Raw genomic sequence first — 15,218 nt, 5'->3', positions numbered from 1 at the left:
CAATCGCGATGCCGCCGTGAGGTTTCAGCCTCTCAGATCGTAAGCGTGAACAGGCATCCGCGCCCGCCGGCGCCGGCGCCGAGCCGCAGCGTGCCATCGAGCCTGGCGGCGGCCTGGCGCGCGATCGCCAGCCCCAGGCCGGCGCCGGACGCGTCATTCCCGGCGCAACGGTAAAAGCGCTCGAACACCAGTTCACGCAGTTCCGGGGCGATGCCGGGGCCGTCGTCCTCGACCGACAGCGTCAACCGGCCGTGCGCCTGGCTCAGGCCCACGGCCACCCGCCCCCCCGGCCCGACATAGCGCAGCGCGTTGTCGACCAGGTTGTGCAGCACCGAGCGCAGCGCCTGCGGCTCGAGGCGCGCCATCAGGGCGTCCGGCGCCTCGAGCGACAGGCCGACGCCCTTCGCCAACGCCAGCGGCGCGCGCTGGGCCAGGTCCTGGCGCAGCAACCGCGCCAGGTCGAGCGTGACGCCGGGCTGCGCCGGCTTGCCGTCGAGCTTGGCCAGGTCGAGCAGTTGGGTGATCAGGTGCGCCGAGCGGGCGATCGCCTGGTCCATCTGCTCCTCGGCCTCGCGCCGGTCCCGCTCGCTGCTGGCCATGCTCATCACGTGGGTCTGCGCCGAGATGACGGCGATCGGCGTTCGCAGTTCGTGCGCGGCGTCCTGGACGAAGGCCTGCTCGCGGCTGATCTTGTTGCGCAGCTGCAGCAGCAGGCTGTCGATCGAGGCGGCCAGCGGTTTCATCTCCGCGTATTGCGGGTCGAAACCGAGCGGCGAGAGGTCGTCGGCGCCGCGCGCGGCGATCCGTTCCGACATCTGGCGCAGCGGCCGCATTCCGGTCGCGATGGCCAGCCACACGGGGATGAATATGATCGGGAAGGCGATCAGGATGGTCAGGGTCAGGGACAGCCAGTCGTCGCGCAGGATCCCCGTGAAATCGTGCTGGGGCAGGGCGATGTGGATCGTCCAGCGCGCCGTGTCGCCGCGCGCCAGCAGCATGCGGCCCTGGCGGATGCTGTCGATGCGCCCGGCCGCGCCCGCCAGCGGCGGCTCGCCCTTGCGCAGGTTCGACAGCAGCACCCGCCCGCCCCGGTCGGTGAGCTGCATCTTGATGAGCTTGAAATTGCGCCAGTTGTAGGCGTCGCGATGGGTTTCTCCGATGGCGCCGAGCACGAACGCGCGCGCGGCGCCGGGTTCGTCGATCCCGGCCAGGCCGTCGACCAGATAGCCGCTCAGGCTGGTGAGCTCCTCGCTGGTTTTGCCGTGGCCGAGGTTGTCGGCCAGGATGAGCGACATGGTGGCGATCCAGATCACGCAGGAGGCCGCCAGCAGCGACAGGAACACGCGCCGGACCAGGGTTGGACGCGGCCACGGCCTCATACGGCGAGCAGGTAGCCGATGCCGCGCACGGTCTGGATGCGCCCGGCGCCGATCTTGCGCCGGAGGTTGGACACATGGACCTCGATCGCGCCGAAGTCGACTGGGTCGCCCAGTGGTTCGAGGCGCTGCGACAGCTCGCACTTGGGCACCACCGCGCCCGGCTCGCGCGCCAGCTCGAGTATCAGGTGGAACTCGCGCGGGGAGAGGTCGAGCCTGGTGCCATTGAGCCTGGCCTCGAATTTGCGCGGTTCGATCTCGAGCTCGCCGAGGGTCCAGACGTTGCTCGCCTGCTTGGCGTGGCGGCGCAGGACGGCGCGCACCCGCGCCACCAGCTCGGCCGTGGCGAAGGGCTTGACGATGAAATCGTCGGCGCCCTCGTCGAGTCCGGCTAGCCGGTCCTCGAGCAATGCCTTGGCCGTGATGACGATGACGGGCACCGCCATGCCGTTGCGCCGCCAGCGCCTGAGCAAGTCCATTCCGGTGCCGTCGGGCAGCGTCAGGTCGAGCAGCACGCAATCGTAGGGCCGCGTGTCGAACGGCTCGGCGGCAGCGGCGATGCTGCGCAGCCACTCGCTGCTCAGGCCCGCCGCCTTCAAGGCGCGCTGCAGGGCCAGTCCCAGGTCCAGGTCGTCTTCGATCATCAGTATGTGCATCGGGTGATTATAGCCGGGGCCGCCTTAAGCCCTTAAGCTAAGCCCTTAAGCTAAGCCCTTAAGCTAAGCCACAGCTTCGCCTGCGTATGATCGGGGCATTCAACAAATAAGGGATCAACAAATGAACAAGCTGCTTGCGCTGGCGGTGTCCGGCATCTGTGCCGCGTTCTTGCAGGGCTGCGGCGGCGGGGCGCGCGGAGACCCATCGCCCAACGACACGGTGGCGCCACCCCCCAATGAACAATGGACGCTGGTGCCGGCGGCCGAGGTGGGGATGGATGGCGCCATGCTCCAACGTGCCATCAATTCGCTGCCTGCGCCCGGGGAGCACCTTTTGGCCAGCATGCTGGTGCTGCGCCACGGAAAACCGGTGGTGGAACAGTACTGGAGCGGCTACACCAAGGACAGCCTGCACGACATGCGCTCGGCGACCAAGAGCATCACCTCGCTGATGGTCGGGATCGCGATCGACAAGGGTATGCTCGCCGGGGTCGACCAGCCCATCAGCACGCATCTGGCCGCCGGCTACGCCGGGGCGCCCGCGCTCGGGCACAACATCACGCTCAAGCACTTGTTGACGATGAGCAGCGGACTGGCCTGCAATGACAAGGACGACAACTCGCCCGGCCAGGAGGACAAGATGTACCGGAGCCGCGACTGGGTGCAATTCTTCCTCAATCTGCCGGCACTGACGGCGCCGGGCGGCAGGCCTTCGTATTGCACCGGCGGCGTGGTCGCGCTGGGGCGCGTGATCTCGGAGGCGAGCAAGCGCAAGGTGCCCGATTTCGCGGACGCATTCCTGTTCGGTCCGCTGCAGGTGGCCGGCGCGCGCTGGGCCGATTTCGATGAGCAACGCCAGACCGACACCGGCGGGCATTTGCGCCTGCGGCCGCGCGACATGGCCAAGATCGGGCAACTGGTCCTGCAAAAGGGCAAATGGAATGGTGTGCAACTGGTGTCCGAGTCGTGGATCGCGCAGTCGACCGGCGATCAAACGCTCTGGGCCAACGGCGACGGCTATGGGTACCTTTGGTGGCGCCAGCCGTACCCATACAAGGAGCGCATGCTCGACGTTCATTTCGCCAACGGCAATGGCGGCCAATTGATCTTCGTGGTCCCGGAGCTCGATTTGGTCGCCGTGTTCACCGGCGAGAACTACAATTCGTCCCAAGCCGCGCAGGGCAGGGAGCTGCTGAGGCAATTCATCATTCCATCCGTTCTCTGAAGGGTCGCTTTCCCCTCTGCGCCATGCCGGCGCCTCGATTCGTGCCGCGCATTCCATCTGCACGCACGGCGCCGGTTCAGCCGATGCGGCGCCGGCGCCCGCACCCCTGCCATCTTCCCTCATATCATCTCCTCGAGCGTGTCGCGCCAACCCGGCGCCGCCGCGCAGCAATTAGTACCTACCGCCACTACGTAGTGCTACTGAAGAAGTCCGTCCCCATCGGCGCGATAATCCGTACACCGACAAAGATCGGCTGACGCAGGTTCGAACAACAACGAAGGAGACGAGAAATGAAAACCGCCCTGGCCGCACTGCTGCTGCTCCTCAATTTTCTGACATCCCCCCCGGCCGCGGCCGCCCCCAAGGGAACCCCGGGCGAGGCGGTCGCGATGACCAAGCGGGCGATCGCGCTGATCGCCTCGCAGGGCCACGCCAAGGCGTTCGCCGAGTTCGCCGACCCGGCCAACGCCGCCTTCCACGACCGCGACCTGTACGTGTTTGTCTACGACATGGACGGGGTCGCGGTGGCGCACGGCGTCAACCCGAAAATGGTGGGCAAGAACCTGCGCGACATGCGCGACATCGACGGCAAATACATCATCCGCGGCTTCATCGGCGCCGCGCAAAGCCCGGCCGGCAGCGCCTGGGTCGAGTACAAATGGCCCAACCCGGCCACCAAAACGGTCGAACCCAAGGCCGCCTGCGTGGAAAGGACCGGCGACCTGATCGTAGGCGCCGGCGTCTACAAATAGGGCCCACCCCTGCCGGGCGCGGACGCGCCACGGCCTGAACACAAGCGATTCCGAGCGTCCACCGCCGCGTGGGCGCCGGATCCCCACGCCCTTTTTCCCCTCTTTTTCCACTTTCTCGACAAGGCACGGTGATGAGCAATTTCTTTCAGGTCGTCTTCGCGGGCATGGTGCTCGGCCTGATCTACAGCGTGATCGCGCTCGGCTACCAGGCAACCTACAGCACCTCGAAGACGCTCAATTTCGGCCAGGGCGAGGCGGTCGCGCTGGGCGGCCTGCTCGGCTTCACGCTCGCGCCGCTGATCACGTTCTGGGGCGCGCTGCCGGTGGTGGCGCTGGCCGGCGCCGGGCTCGGCCTGTTCACCTACTACGCCGCCGTGGCCCCGGCCATTCGGCGCGGCTCGGAGTCGGGCTGGATCCTCGGCACCATCGCGCTCGGGCCGCTGGTGCTCAAGAACGCCTTCGAGGCGATCTGGGGCAAGGACGACCTGGCCGTCGCCGCGCCGTTCGCCAACACGCCGTTCGAGCTGGCCGGCATCCTGATCCTGCCGATGGAGCTGCTGACCATGGGCACGGTGCTGCTGGCGGTGCTCGCGCTCGGCTGGTTCATGGCCCGCACCCGCCACGGCAAGGCGGTCACGGCGGTCGCCATCAACAGCGCCACGGCCGAACTGATGGGCATCCGCTCGTCGGCGGTGGTGTCCGGATCGTACGCGCTCTCGGGCGCGCTGGCCGGCCTGGCCGGCCTGCTGATCGCGCCGCTGACGACCACCAGCGCCTCGATGGGCGTGGTGCTCGGGCTCAAGGCGTTCCAGGTCGCGGTGCTCGGCGGCCTGACCTCGGTGCGCGGGGTGCTCGTCGGCGGCCTGTTCATCGGCGTGCTCGACGCCGTCACCGCCTACGCCGTCTCGTCGCGCTACAAGGAGATCCCCGGCCTGCTGTTGCTGCTGCTGATGCTCTCGGTCCGTCCCACCGGGTAGTTTGGCAAGGCAACCATCAAGAAAGTCTGAACCAGGAACCACCATGAACACGAAGAATTTTCCTTTCGATATAGGCATCACGCTGCTGGCGCTGGCGCTGGCCGCGGTCGCGGTGCCGCTGCTGCAGCCGTCCGGCTACGAGCTCACGGTGCTGTCGTTGATCGGCATGTACGCGATCGCCCTCAAGGGGCTCGACTTCGTCACCGGCTACACGGGCGAGGTCAGCGTCGGCCACGCGGCCCTGTTCGGCCTGGGCGCGTACGCGGCCGGCTGGACCAACCTGCACCTGGGCCTGCCGCTGGCGCTCGCCCTGCCGCTGTCGATCGGGGCCGGCGCGCTGGCGGCCTGGCTGATCTCGTTCCCGCTGCTGCGCGTGAACGGCCCGTTCCTGGTGCTGACCACCTTCGCCTTTGGCCGCATCGTCTACGTGTTCCTGTCGCAGGCGTCCGACGTCACCGGCGGCCAGAGCGGGATGGAGCTCGCGCCCGAGGCGCAGACGCTGTTCGGGCACGCCATGACGTCGTGGAACTTCTACTACCTGATCCTGGCGAGCCTGGCGCTGGCGCTGCTGGTGGCGCACTGGATCGTCCACTCGCGCACCGGGCGCGCGTTCGAGGCGCTGCGCGATTCGCCCATCGCGACCGATTGCATGGGCATCGGCACCGCCTGGCACAAGCAGCTCGCGTTCGTGCTCTCGGGCGCCTTCGGCGGCCTGGCCGGGCTGCTGTACGTGTACAGCCAGGGCGTGCTGTTCCCCGATTCGTTCGGCTTCGAGATGAGCCTGATGTTCCTGATGGCGGCCCTGTTCGGCGGCAGGAAGTCGACCTTCGGACCGATCCTGGGCGCCGCCTTCGTGGTGGTGTTCCCCGACGTGCTGGGCAACCACACGACGTTCCGGATCTTCGCCGGCCTGACCCTGGCCGCGATCGCCGCCAGCGCCGCGCTGCGCTACCGCGCCACCGGCTGGCCCGGGTTGCGCTCGATGCTGGTGCCGCTCGCCTTCGCGCTGGGCATGCTGGCGCTGTCGGTCTGGGTCGAGGACCTCAACGAGCACCGGCTGGCGATCTACGGCGCCATCGTGCTGATGGTGGTGTCGTACCTGGGCAACGGCGTCATGGGCCTGCTGCCCAAGTATGTGCCGGCCCACAAATCGGTGCCGTCCGACGGCAGCACCGGGATCCGGCGGGTGCTCGGGGCGCCGTCGGCGGCGCTGCTCGACGTGCGCGGCGTGACGATGTCGTTCGGCGGCTTCAACGCGATGACCGACGTCTCGTTCTCGGTCGCCTCGGGCACGGTGATGGCCCTGATCGGCCCCAACGGCGCGGGCAAGTCGACCACGATGAACGTGCTCACGGCGCTGTACCAGCCGAGCGCCGGCGCCGTGTTCTTCGACGGCGCTTCGCTCGCCAACGCCAAGACCACCAAGATCGCCATGCTCGGCATCTCGCGCACGTTCCAGAACCTGCAGGTGTTCGGCGACCTGTCGGTGCTCGACAACGTATTGGCCGGGATGCACCACTCGATCGACAAGCATGCCAACGGCCGCGCCATGGCGCTGCTCGAGACCGTCGGCCTGGCCGCCCACGCGCACCAGCTCGCGCGCAACCTGTCGTACGGCCAGCAGCGTTTCCTCGAGGTCGCCCGGGCCCTGGCCTGCAACCCCATGCTGCTGCTGCTCGACGAGCCGGCCGCCGGCCTGCGCGGGGCCGACCTGGCCGCGCTCAAGGCCCTGATCCTCCTGATCAAGGAGCACGGCATCGCCGTCGTGCTCATCGAGCACCACATGGACGTCGTCATGGAGCTCTCCGACAGCATCACGGTGCTCAACTTCGGCCAGGTGCTCGCGCGCGGCAGCGCCGCCGAAATCCAGGCCAACCAGGCGGTCCAAGAAGCCTACCTCGGCGCATAGAAGGAGCAGACCATGCAGGATCGCAGCACGCAGGAACAAACCACGCGGGAACAAACCACGCGGGAACCCGCCATCGGGGAACACGCGCGCGCGCCGCAGGTGCCGGCGGCCGCCGGCGCGGCCGGGGGCGACGCGCTCACGCTCGACAAGGTCAACGCGAAGTACGCCGACAACCACGTGCTGCACGACGTCTCGCTGGCGGTCCCCCGGGGCAGCATCGTGGCCATAATGGGCGCCAACGGCGCCGGAAAATCGTCGACCCTGCGCGCCATCTCGGGCCAGATCGGCGGCACCACCGGCTCGATCCGGCTCGACGGGCAGGAACTGCTGGGCAAGGCGGCCTGCCAGGTGGCCGCCGCCGGCGTCGCCCACTGCCCCGAGGGGCGCCAGGTGTTCGGCCCGATGACGGTGCGCGAGAACATGCTGCTCGGCGCCTTCACGCGGCGCGACCAGGACGCCGTCGGGCGCGACCTCGAGCGCATGTTCGCCCTGTTCCCGCGCCTGCGCTAGCGCGCCGGCCAACTGGCCGGCACCCTCTCCGGCGGCGAACAGCAGATGCTGGCCATCGCGCGCGCCCTGATGCTGCGCCCGCGCGTGCTGCTGCTCGACGAACCGTCGATGGGGCTGGCGCCGAACATCGTCAACGACGTTTTCGCGACGATCGAAAAACTGCGCGCCGACGGCCTCACCATCGTGCTCGTCGAGCAATTCGCGCGCCGCGCGCTCGCCATCGCAGACTCAGAGGCTGAGAGTTTTTCGGGAGTGTCCGAGCAGCCCGCCAGAAAGCGGCAGATCGAGACGCAAAGCACAGCCATAGCGGGCTATGGCGAGCATTTGCAACGACGAACTGGCGCTTTCTGGCGTGCTGAGCGGGCATGATCGAAAGACTCTCAACCTCTCAGGGTACGTGCTCGCGCGCGGCCAGGTGGTGATGGCCGGCAGCGCGCGCCAATTGTCGGGCGGCGCCGGCCTGGTCGCCTCCTACCTGTCCTGACCCCGTGCGCGCGCCTTTTGCGGCTGCGCGCCCAACACCATCCAACCACCCAAAGGAAAACCCATGAAACCGACCCAATTCGCACTCGCCGCCGCGCTGCTGGCCGCCGGCGCCGCCCACGCCGCCGACACCATCCGCATCGGTTCCCTGCTGCCGCTGACGGGCGGCTCGGCCAACATGGGCAGCGCCGTGCGCGACGGCCAGCGCCTCGCGGTCAAGCAAATCAACGCGCGCGGCGGCGTGCTCGGACGCCGGCTCGAGCTGGTCGAACTCGACGACGAGGCCAAGCCAGAAAAGGCGGCCCAGAACATGCAGGCGCTGCCCTCGAAGGGCATCGTGGCCTGTTCGTGCGGCGTCAACACCGGGGTGGTGGCCTCGTACCAGCGCAACTTGCAGGCGGCGCGCATCCCCAACATGATCCCGGCCTCGGCCGGCACCAAGCTGACCAAAACCTACGCCAACGCGCCCGCCGGAAACTACACCTTCCGGGTGCAGGCCTCGGACACGCTGCAGGCGCAGATGATGGTCGACTACGCCGTGAAGAAGGGCTGGCGCAAGATCGCGCTGCTGTCGGACTCGACCCCGTACGGCGTCGGCGGCCACGACGACATGGTCAAGCGTCTGCTCGCGCACAAACTGGCGGCCGTCTCGGACACGATCTTCAACCTCAAGGACACCGACATGACGGCGCAGCTGCTGCGCGCCAAGGAGGCCGGCGCCAACGTGCTGCTGGTGTACGGCATCGGGCCCGAGCAGGGGCAGATCGCGGCCGGCGCCGCCAAGCTGGGCATGAAGGTGCCGCTGATCGGCTCGTGGCCGAACGCGATGGATTCCTTCCTCTCGATCGCGGGCCCGGCCGGCAACGGCGCGTTTTCGCCGCAAACCTTCGTCGAGGGCGCCGCGAGCGAGGCCGGACGCGCGTTCGAGGCGGCCTACCGCGCCGAGTACAAGCGCGCGCGCATCGTCAACCCGACGGCGGCGGCCGGCGGCAACGATTCGATCCTGCTGCTGGCGGCCGCCATCGGCCAGGCCGGGAGCACTGACGGCGCCAAAATCAAGGCGGCGCTCGAGAACCTGGCCGCGCCGGTGCGCGGCGCCATCGGCACCTACCAGAAGCCGTTCTCGGCGCAGGACCACGAGGCGGTCGAGCTGGGCATGGCGATGATCGCCACCTGGAAGCAGGGCGCGATCGTGCCGGCGCCGAAGTAGGCGCCAGCGCCGCCGCACCGCACCGGGCCGCGCAGTGAAGCTCAGACACAAGGTGGTGTTCCTCGCGATCACGCCGCTGATCGTGGTGCTGTGCGCGCTCGCCCTGTTCGTGCGGCACCAGGCCGTCACGCTGGCCCAGCAGCAGCGCGACACCATCGAGCAGGCCTACCTGGCCAGCAAGGAGGCCGAGCTCAAGCACTACGTCGCGCTGGCCATGCAATCGGTCGGGCGTCTGTGCCGGTCGGGCCGCTCGGACCCGGCCACGCTGGCCGAGGCCAGGCGCATCCTGTCGACGCTGAGCTACGGCGACGACGGCTATTTTTTCGTCTACGACCTGCAGGGCGTCAACCTGGTGCATCCGCGCCAGCCCGAGCTGGTCGGGCGCAAACTGTGGGAGCTGCGCACCGGCGGCGAGCCGGTGGTCCAGCGCCTGGTCGAGCGCGCGCGCGCCGGCGGCGGCTTCCACCGCTACGCCTGGGCCAAGCCCTCGTCGCGGACGGCCGCCATGACCGCGCGCAAGCTCGGCTACGTGCTGCCCATGCCGCGCTGGGGCTGGGTGCTCGGCACCGGCATCTACCTCGACGACGTCGACGCCGCGCTGACCAGGATCGACGCCCGGCAGTCGCGCAACATCGAGGGCACCATGGCGTGGATCGCCGGCCTGGCGATCCTGAGCGCGCTGCTGGTGGAGCTGTGCGGGCTGGCGCTCAACCTGAGCGAGCTGCGCGTGGCCGACGCCAAGCTCAGGTCGCTGGCGCGGCGCGTGGTCGGGTCGCAGGAGGCGGAGCGCGCGCGCCTGTCGCGCGACCTGCACGACGGCATCAGCCAGTGCCTGGTGTCGATCAAGCTGCAGCTCGAGGCGGGCCTGGTCCGGCTCGCCGGCGACGCGGCCGAGCGCGAGGCGGCGCGCGCCGGCTTCGGGCGCACGGCTGGTCAGTTGGCCGAGGTGCTGGCCGAGGTGCGCCGCATCTCGCACGACCTGCGCCCGGCCATCCTCGACGACCTGGGACTGGCCGCCGCGCTCGCCCATCTGGCGCAGGAGTCGACGGCCGCCTGGGCGCTGCCGTTCAGGTTCTCCTCGGAGGGGGGCATGGCAGGGCTCGACCAGGAGGTCAACACGGAGGTGGTGAGCACGGCGCTGTTCCGCATCGCGCAGGAGGCGCTGACCAACGTCGAACGCCACGCCGGCGCGCGCCGGGTCGAGCTCACGCTGGTGCGCACCAGGCGCCGCCTGACGCTGACGGTCGCCGACGACGGCTGCGGCTTCGACCCGGCCGGCGTCGCGCTGCATCCGGGACGCGGCATCGGCCTGCGCAACATGATGGAACGGATGGACGCGATCGGCGGCGAGCTCGCGGTGGCGTCGTCGCCGGCGGGCACGTCGGTCCGGGCCGCGGTCGCGCTGTGCCCATGATCCCCTGGTAGCGCGCCTAGATCCCTGACGGAGCCATATGACACCCGCCACCAAGTTTTACGCCATTCTTTGTTCGGTTACTGCGTAATCAATATGAAAATTTTTTCAGTTTTCGCCATCTATGGGTCGCTTTTATCGACGGGTGCGCCTCCATGGACATGGCTCCGATAGAATCCTCGCGACTAAAAAATTCGGCGCTCCGAGTTCCAACAACGCGGGGATTTATATTTTCGGTGGCATCTATAAAATAGATATTTTGGTGGATGGCAAGTGTATAGGGCAAAGTGCACCTAACGGTTTCATCTATATAGAGGTGGAAGGGGGTAAGGTGCATAGGCTTTCCATTGATTCAGGACTTGCGCCAAACAACCTCGATTTGTCGTTCGAGTCGGGAAAAAATTACTTCGTACGCCAATACGTCACGACGGGCGACACTGTCGGCGGTGCGGGGCTTGAGGTCATCCCTGAGCAGCAGGCCAAAGCCGATATTGCGATTCTTGATTTGGCAAAAACGGGTAACTGCAGCGCGACGCAAAAATAAACGTTGGCATAGAATTTTGAGGTAAGCGAAAGCGAGGCCGGGTCAGCCTCTCAGGCCATAGCGTTCTACAGGGCCAGCTAACAGATGGGTACATGATCTCATTAGCCCAAGGCAGCGGTGAGCGGCTTGGCCCGGTGTTGCACGCGATGCAGCCAAACCGGAAGGCTACCGTGGAGGGCTACCGCTTGCGTATCGCCTTCGATCAGCGTCCGGCATATTGCCGTGTCAAATTCGACAAATCCAATTGGTCGATCACCTCGACGATGAAGCGCGCCAGATGATCTTCATTGAGCCAGTCCTCCAACGACGGGGGCATGAGATAGGCGGTTTTGCGGTCGACGAGGATGAATCGGACATGATAAGAATGCGTGCTTGGGGAGACGACATTTTCTCATGCCACGGCCAGTTTTAGGTGCGGAAAACGGCGCTGACTTCGGGCCGCGAAAGTGGGGTGAGGGGGCGGCGGGCCTAATTTTCGCATGACCCCGCGAAAAAAACTCCGACCCCGGTTTCGCTGCTATGTCGAGACGCCAACGATCCGGTCTCGTTCACGAGGAAAGTCCGACAAGCTGCTAGCCTTGTCCCCCGCAGGGCGCCGCCGCCTTGCCCATCACCGCGTTGAGGGTGGTGATGGTGAGGCCCGCCTCGAGCGCCTTCGCCTTGACGGGGGTGGCGGGCCTGAACAGCACTTCCTTGGTTTCACCCGGCAGCAGGTCGAAATAGTTGTCCTCCCAGTGCCCCTCGACCGCGCCGCTGTCGAGGAAAACGTTCTTCGCGATGACCGGGCAGCGCAGCCGCGCCAGGATGCCGCCGCGCACGTCGCTCAATGTGACGTCCGGTTCGGCCGGCGGCAGCGCGAGGTCCTTCGGGCGCTTGAAATAGAGCAGGTTGCGCGAGACCTGCGCCGCGCCGACGGTGAGCCGGGCGACCAGCACGCACGCGGCCGGGTCATGGCCGGCCAGCGCCGCCTCGCGCGACAGTTCCGCCGCGACCACGGCGGCGTCGTAGCCGACGCCGACCGCGCGTGTGAGCAGGGGCGTGCGTCCGCCCGTGAAGTCGTGCACGGCCACCTCGAGCGTGCCGGCCACGGCCTCGCGCCGGTCCGACACCAGATGGATGAGCACCTTGTCCTTCTCCAGCACAGGGCTCACCAGCACCGGCGCGAAGGCATCGCGCGTGAAGTAGTTCGCCGCCTTCCATTCCCCGTAGTAATCGATCAGCGACCAGCTCGCCACTGGCCAGACGTCGTTGAGCTGCCAGAGCATGGCGCCCATGCAGACCGGTTTGCAACGCCGGTAAAGTTCGTTCAGCGCCCGCGTCACCTCACCCTGCATCAGGCCGCTGAGATAGACATATGCCTCAAGGTCGGCCGGCACCGTGTAGTAGCGCCCAAGGAATTCGTCGATCACGCCCTCGATACCGTCGTAGGCGTCGTGGTAGCGGAAGGCGGGGTGGTCGCGCCCGCGCTCCCCGGGCTTGAGGAATTTTTTCAGGGAGCGCATCGGGCCATAGCCGACGAAGCCGTATTCACTGGCGCAGCGGATGGTGCGCGTGCCCATCGCCTTTTCGATATCGATCTTGCCAAACCACACCGCCCACGCGTGGGTGTCCCCCCAGCCCGCCTTCGGCTCCATGCCGTCGATGTTGGTGCTCGGCGAACTGCGGGTGTAGGGGATCTCGGGGAAATGCTCCTTGACCAGGCCGGGAATGATGCGGTTGAAAATGCGCGACTGGTCCATATAGACCTGGATCGGGTAGGTTTTTTTCAGTTCCTGGAACCAGGCCGATTCATTCTCGTTGTTGCCCGCCCAAAGGATGAGGCTGGGATGGTTGCGCAGGCGCAGGATCTGTTGCGCGATTTCCAGGCGCACGCTGGCGAGGTATGCGTCATCGGCCGGCGGCATGGCGGAGGCGAACATGAAATCGTGGAACACCATGATGCCTTTTTCGTCGCACAGGTCGTAAAAGACATCCTCCTCGTAAATGCCGCCGCCCCAGATGCGCAGGGTGTTCATGTTGGTGGCGAGCGCGTCGTCGATCATCTTGCGGTAGCGCCGCTCCGTCACCTGGGTCAACGGCATGTCGACCGGCACGTAGTTGGCGCCCTTCTGGAACACGGGCACGCCGTTGAGCTTGATGTAGAAGGACTGCCCGGTCGCGTCGCGCTGCTGCACCAGCTCGGTGGTGCGCAGGCCCGAGCGCTTTTTCGCGCTGGCGATGACCTTGCCGTCGCGCAGCGCGCGCATCTCGAAGTGGTACAGATCCTGCGCGCCCAGTCCGGTGCACCACCACAGGCGCGGCCGCTCGATCTCGACCCGCAGCGGCACCAGGTTGCGGCCCTGGCCCAGATCGAACACGGCGCGCACCAGCTGCCCAGTCTCGACCACGGTCACCTCGACGGTGACGCCGGTCATCGCCACGGCCGCGTCGAACGAGCAATCGAAGCGCAGGCGCGCCTTGTCCGTGCTCAGTTCCTCCTGCGCGATCTGCAGGTCGCTGGCGCGCAGCGCGCCCCAGGCCTCGAGGACGACCGGGCGCCAGATCCCGACCGTGGTCAGCTTGCGCGCCAAGTCCCAGCCGAACTGGTATTGCGCCTTGCGCGCGAACTTGCGCAGGTCGTTGAGATCACGCTTGCGGTGTTTCTCGTTGTAGTAGGGATAGGCGGCGGCGCGCGCGCGCAGCGTCTTGAGCGGGCTGGCGAAGCGCACCTCAAGCCGGTTCTCGCCGGCGCGCAGCACGCCATCGACCGCCACCCGGTGGGTCAGGAACGCGTTGTCGGCCTTGAGAATGCTGCGCCCGTTCAAAAACACCTCGGCATAGCAATCGAGCCCTTGGAACACGAGCTCCTGGCGCGCGGCGGCGGCCGTGGCGGCGTCGCACGGAAAACGCGTCTCGTAGAGCCATTCCTTCTCGGCCACGGGTTCGGCCAGCTTCATGTTCATGCCCAGATAGAGCGCGGGGAGCTTTCCGGCGGCCACCAGGTCGGTCTGCACGAAGCCCGGAACGGCGGCGGGAACCGCCATCGACGACGCGGCCTCGCGCACCGTCCACCCCCGCACCGTCCACCCCTTGTCCAAGGTGACGCTGGTCAGGCCCGCGGCCGGTCCGGCGGCGGCCGTGCCGGGCGCTTGGGCCGCGATCGACAAGCCGGGCGCGCTCTTGAGCAGCATCACGCCACTGTTGACGAGGAATCTGCGCCGGCCCGGACCGGCGGCATCGGCGGCGTTTGGCTGATTTTTTTTGGGCTTCATGCAAGTCTCCAGTTATCTTCCGGGACGATTATCAGAGATCGGTTTACGGTCAATCCGAGATTGCCCGACTCGGCCGCGAATTATCTTTTCTGAGGGCGGAAAAACGGAAAATATGAAGACTTCCAAGCCCTTTTTGGATCATCATCGGGACGGTTGCGGCAGGCGGCGGAAGCCCGGCTAAAACGAACCGACCAAGGGCCGCGGCAAGCCCATTCAACTGAGAATTCAACTGAGAACCAAGCGTGAAACTCGGGCAAAAGGTGATACTCCTCGCGATCGCACCACTGATCCTGGTGCTGTGCGCGCTCGCCCTGTTCGTGCGGCACCAGGCCGTCACGCTGGCCCAGCAGCAGCGCGACACCATCGAGCAAGCCTACCTGGCGAGCAAGGAATCCGAGCTCAAGCACTATGTCGCGCTGGCCATGCAGGCGGTCGCGCACCTGTACCGGTCGGGCCGTTCGGACCCGGCCACGCTGGCCGAGGCCAGGCGCATCCTGTCGACGCTGAGCTATGGAACCGACGGCTACTTCTTCGTCTACGACCTGCGGGGCGTCAACCTGGTGCATCCGCGCCAGCCCGAGCTGGTCGGGCGCAGGCTGTGGGAGCTGCGCACCGGCGGCGAGCCGGTGGTCCAGCGCCTGGTCGAGCGCGCGCGCGCCGGCGGCGGCTTCCACCGCTACGCCTGGGCCAAGCCCTCGTCGCGAAGGAGCGCGCTCAAACTCGGCTACGTGCTTCCCATGCCGCGCTGGGGCTGGGTGCTCGGCACCGGCATCTACCTCGACGACGTCGACGCCGCGCTGGCCGGGATCGACGCCCGGCAGTCGCGCAACATCGAGGACACCATGGCCTGGATCGCCGGCCTGGCGATCCTGGGCGCGCTGCTGGTGGCGCTGTGCGGGCTGGCGCTCAACCTG

Annotated in this window: 13 protein-coding genes and 1 pseudogene; 11 read left to right on the top strand and 3 right to left on the bottom strand. The window is 67.3% G+C overall.

The window, feature by feature from the left end; all coding sequences use genetic code 11:
• Nucleotides 1-32: 32 nt before the first annotated feature.
• Together C7C56_RS11570 and C7C56_RS11565 are read right to left on the bottom strand one after the other, a co-directional pair.
• The gene (locus C7C56_RS11570; protein WP_106757551.1) at nucleotides 33-1,379 is read right to left on the bottom strand and encodes a sensor histidine kinase; all 1,347 of its coding nucleotides are present in this window, start codon (nucleotides 1,377-1,379) and stop codon (nucleotides 33-35) included.
• Complete coding sequence (locus tag C7C56_RS11565; RefSeq protein WP_106757550.1) at nucleotides 1,376-2,032, bottom strand: response regulator; 657 nt, start codon at nucleotides 2,030-2,032, stop codon at nucleotides 1,376-1,378. Before C7C56_RS11565 ends, C7C56_RS11570 begins: the two co-directional genes overlap by 4 nt.
• A gap of 121 nt (nucleotides 2,033-2,153) precedes the next feature.
• Here C7C56_RS11565 and C7C56_RS11560 point away from each other — a divergent pair, with 121 nt between their 5' ends.
• The 10 genes and pseudogenes from C7C56_RS11560 (at nucleotide 2,154) to C7C56_RS28805 (ending at nucleotide 11,334) form a co-directional block, all read left to right on the top strand.
• Nucleotides 2,154-3,257, top strand: coding sequence for a serine hydrolase domain-containing protein (locus tag C7C56_RS11560; protein WP_106757549.1), 1,104 nt, complete (start codon nucleotides 2,154-2,156; stop codon nucleotides 3,255-3,257).
• Nucleotides 3,258-3,547: 290 nt separating this feature from the next.
• On the top strand, nucleotides 3,548-4,009 hold the full coding sequence (locus C7C56_RS11555) for a cache domain-containing protein (protein WP_106757548.1): 462 nt from the start codon (nucleotides 3,548-3,550) through the stop codon (nucleotides 4,007-4,009).
• Nucleotides 4,010-4,140: 131 nt separating this feature from the next.
• Nucleotides 4,141-4,986, top strand: a complete 846-nt coding sequence (locus tag C7C56_RS11550; protein ID WP_106757547.1) for a branched-chain amino acid ABC transporter permease — start codon at nucleotides 4,141-4,143, stop codon at nucleotides 4,984-4,986.
• A gap of 43 nt (nucleotides 4,987-5,029) precedes the next feature.
• Nucleotides 5,030-6,895, top strand: coding sequence for a branched-chain amino acid ABC transporter ATP-binding protein/permease (locus tag C7C56_RS11545; RefSeq protein ID WP_106757546.1), 1,866 nt, complete (start codon nucleotides 5,030-5,032; stop codon nucleotides 6,893-6,895).
• Between the two features lie 12 nt (nucleotides 6,896-6,907).
• Nucleotides 6,908-7,774, top strand: a pseudogene (locus tag C7C56_RS29810) (ABC transporter ATP-binding protein).
• On the top strand, nucleotides 7,758-7,889 hold the full coding sequence (locus tag C7C56_RS30305) for a hypothetical protein (protein WP_267874687.1): 132 nt from the start codon (nucleotides 7,758-7,760) through the stop codon (nucleotides 7,887-7,889). Before C7C56_RS29810 ends, C7C56_RS30305 begins: the two are co-directional and overlap by 17 nt.
• A gap of 63 nt (nucleotides 7,890-7,952) precedes the next feature.
• Nucleotides 7,953-9,098: an ABC transporter substrate-binding protein gene (locus C7C56_RS11535; protein ID WP_106757545.1), complete on the top strand. Its 1,146-nt coding sequence runs from the start codon at nucleotides 7,953-7,955 to the stop codon at nucleotides 9,096-9,098.
• Nucleotides 9,099-9,132: 34 nt separating this feature from the next.
• Nucleotides 9,133-10,512: a cache domain-containing protein gene (locus tag C7C56_RS11530; protein WP_106757544.1), complete on the top strand. Its 1,380-nt coding sequence runs from the start codon at nucleotides 9,133-9,135 to the stop codon at nucleotides 10,510-10,512.
• A 121-nt stretch (nucleotides 10,513-10,633) separates the two neighbouring features.
• Nucleotides 10,634-11,053, top strand: coding sequence for a DUF2846 domain-containing protein (locus C7C56_RS11525; protein ID WP_229458720.1), 420 nt, complete (start codon nucleotides 10,634-10,636; stop codon nucleotides 11,051-11,053).
• A 92-nt stretch (nucleotides 11,054-11,145) separates the two neighbouring features.
• A complete protein-coding gene (locus C7C56_RS28805) occupies nucleotides 11,146-11,334 on the top strand; it encodes a hypothetical protein (protein WP_181373134.1) in 189 nt (62 codons plus the stop codon).
• A 291-nt stretch (nucleotides 11,335-11,625) separates the two neighbouring features.
• On the opposite strand, the gene C7C56_RS11520 is transcribed toward C7C56_RS28805, so the two are convergent.
• On the bottom strand, nucleotides 11,626-14,304 hold the full coding sequence (locus C7C56_RS11520; protein WP_106757543.1) for a beta-mannosidase: 2,679 nt from the start codon (nucleotides 14,302-14,304) through the stop codon (nucleotides 11,626-11,628).
• A gap of 242 nt (nucleotides 14,305-14,546) precedes the next feature.
• On the opposite strand from C7C56_RS11520, the gene C7C56_RS11515 reads away from it, so the two are divergent.
• Nucleotides 14,547-15,218: cache domain-containing protein (locus C7C56_RS11515; protein WP_181373133.1), on the top strand; the 672-nt coding region annotated here is incomplete at its 3' end.

Source organism: Massilia glaciei (assembly GCF_003011895.2).
Lineage (GTDB): Bacteria > Pseudomonadota > Gammaproteobacteria > Burkholderiales > Burkholderiaceae_D > Telluria_A > Telluria_A glaciei.
This window is presented reverse-complemented; position numbering and strand designations above follow the sequence as displayed.

Bases quoted from the DNA above. Each gene is read 5' to 3' on its own strand.
- C7C56_RS11570 (WP_106757551.1), bottom strand. From the start codon at position 1,379: ATGAGGCCGTGGCCGCGTCCAACCCTGGTCCGGCGCGTGTTCCTGTCG.
- C7C56_RS11565 (WP_106757550.1), bottom strand. From the start codon at position 2,032: ATGCACATACTGATGATCGAAGACGACCTGGACCTGGGACTGGCCCTG.
- C7C56_RS11560 (WP_106757549.1), top strand. From the start codon at position 2,154: ATGAACAAGCTGCTTGCGCTGGCGGTGTCCGGCATCTGTGCCGCGTTC.
- C7C56_RS11555 (WP_106757548.1), top strand. From the start codon at position 3,548: ATGAAAACCGCCCTGGCCGCACTGCTGCTGCTCCTCAATTTTCTGACA.
- C7C56_RS11550 (WP_106757547.1), top strand. From the start codon at position 4,141: ATGAGCAATTTCTTTCAGGTCGTCTTCGCGGGCATGGTGCTCGGCCTG.
- C7C56_RS11545 (WP_106757546.1), top strand. From the start codon at position 5,030: ATGAACACGAAGAATTTTCCTTTCGATATAGGCATCACGCTGCTGGCG.
- C7C56_RS11535 (WP_106757545.1), top strand. From the start codon at position 7,953: ATGAAACCGACCCAATTCGCACTCGCCGCCGCGCTGCTGGCCGCCGGC.
- C7C56_RS11525 (WP_229458720.1), top strand. From the start codon at position 10,634: ATGGGTCGCTTTTATCGACGGGTGCGCCTCCATGGACATGGCTCCGAT.
- C7C56_RS28805 (WP_181373134.1), top strand. From the start codon at position 11,146: ATGATCTCATTAGCCCAAGGCAGCGGTGAGCGGCTTGGCCCGGTGTTG.
- C7C56_RS11520 (WP_106757543.1), bottom strand. From the start codon at position 14,304: ATGAAGCCCAAAAAAAATCAGCCAAACGCCGCCGATGCCGCCGGTCCG.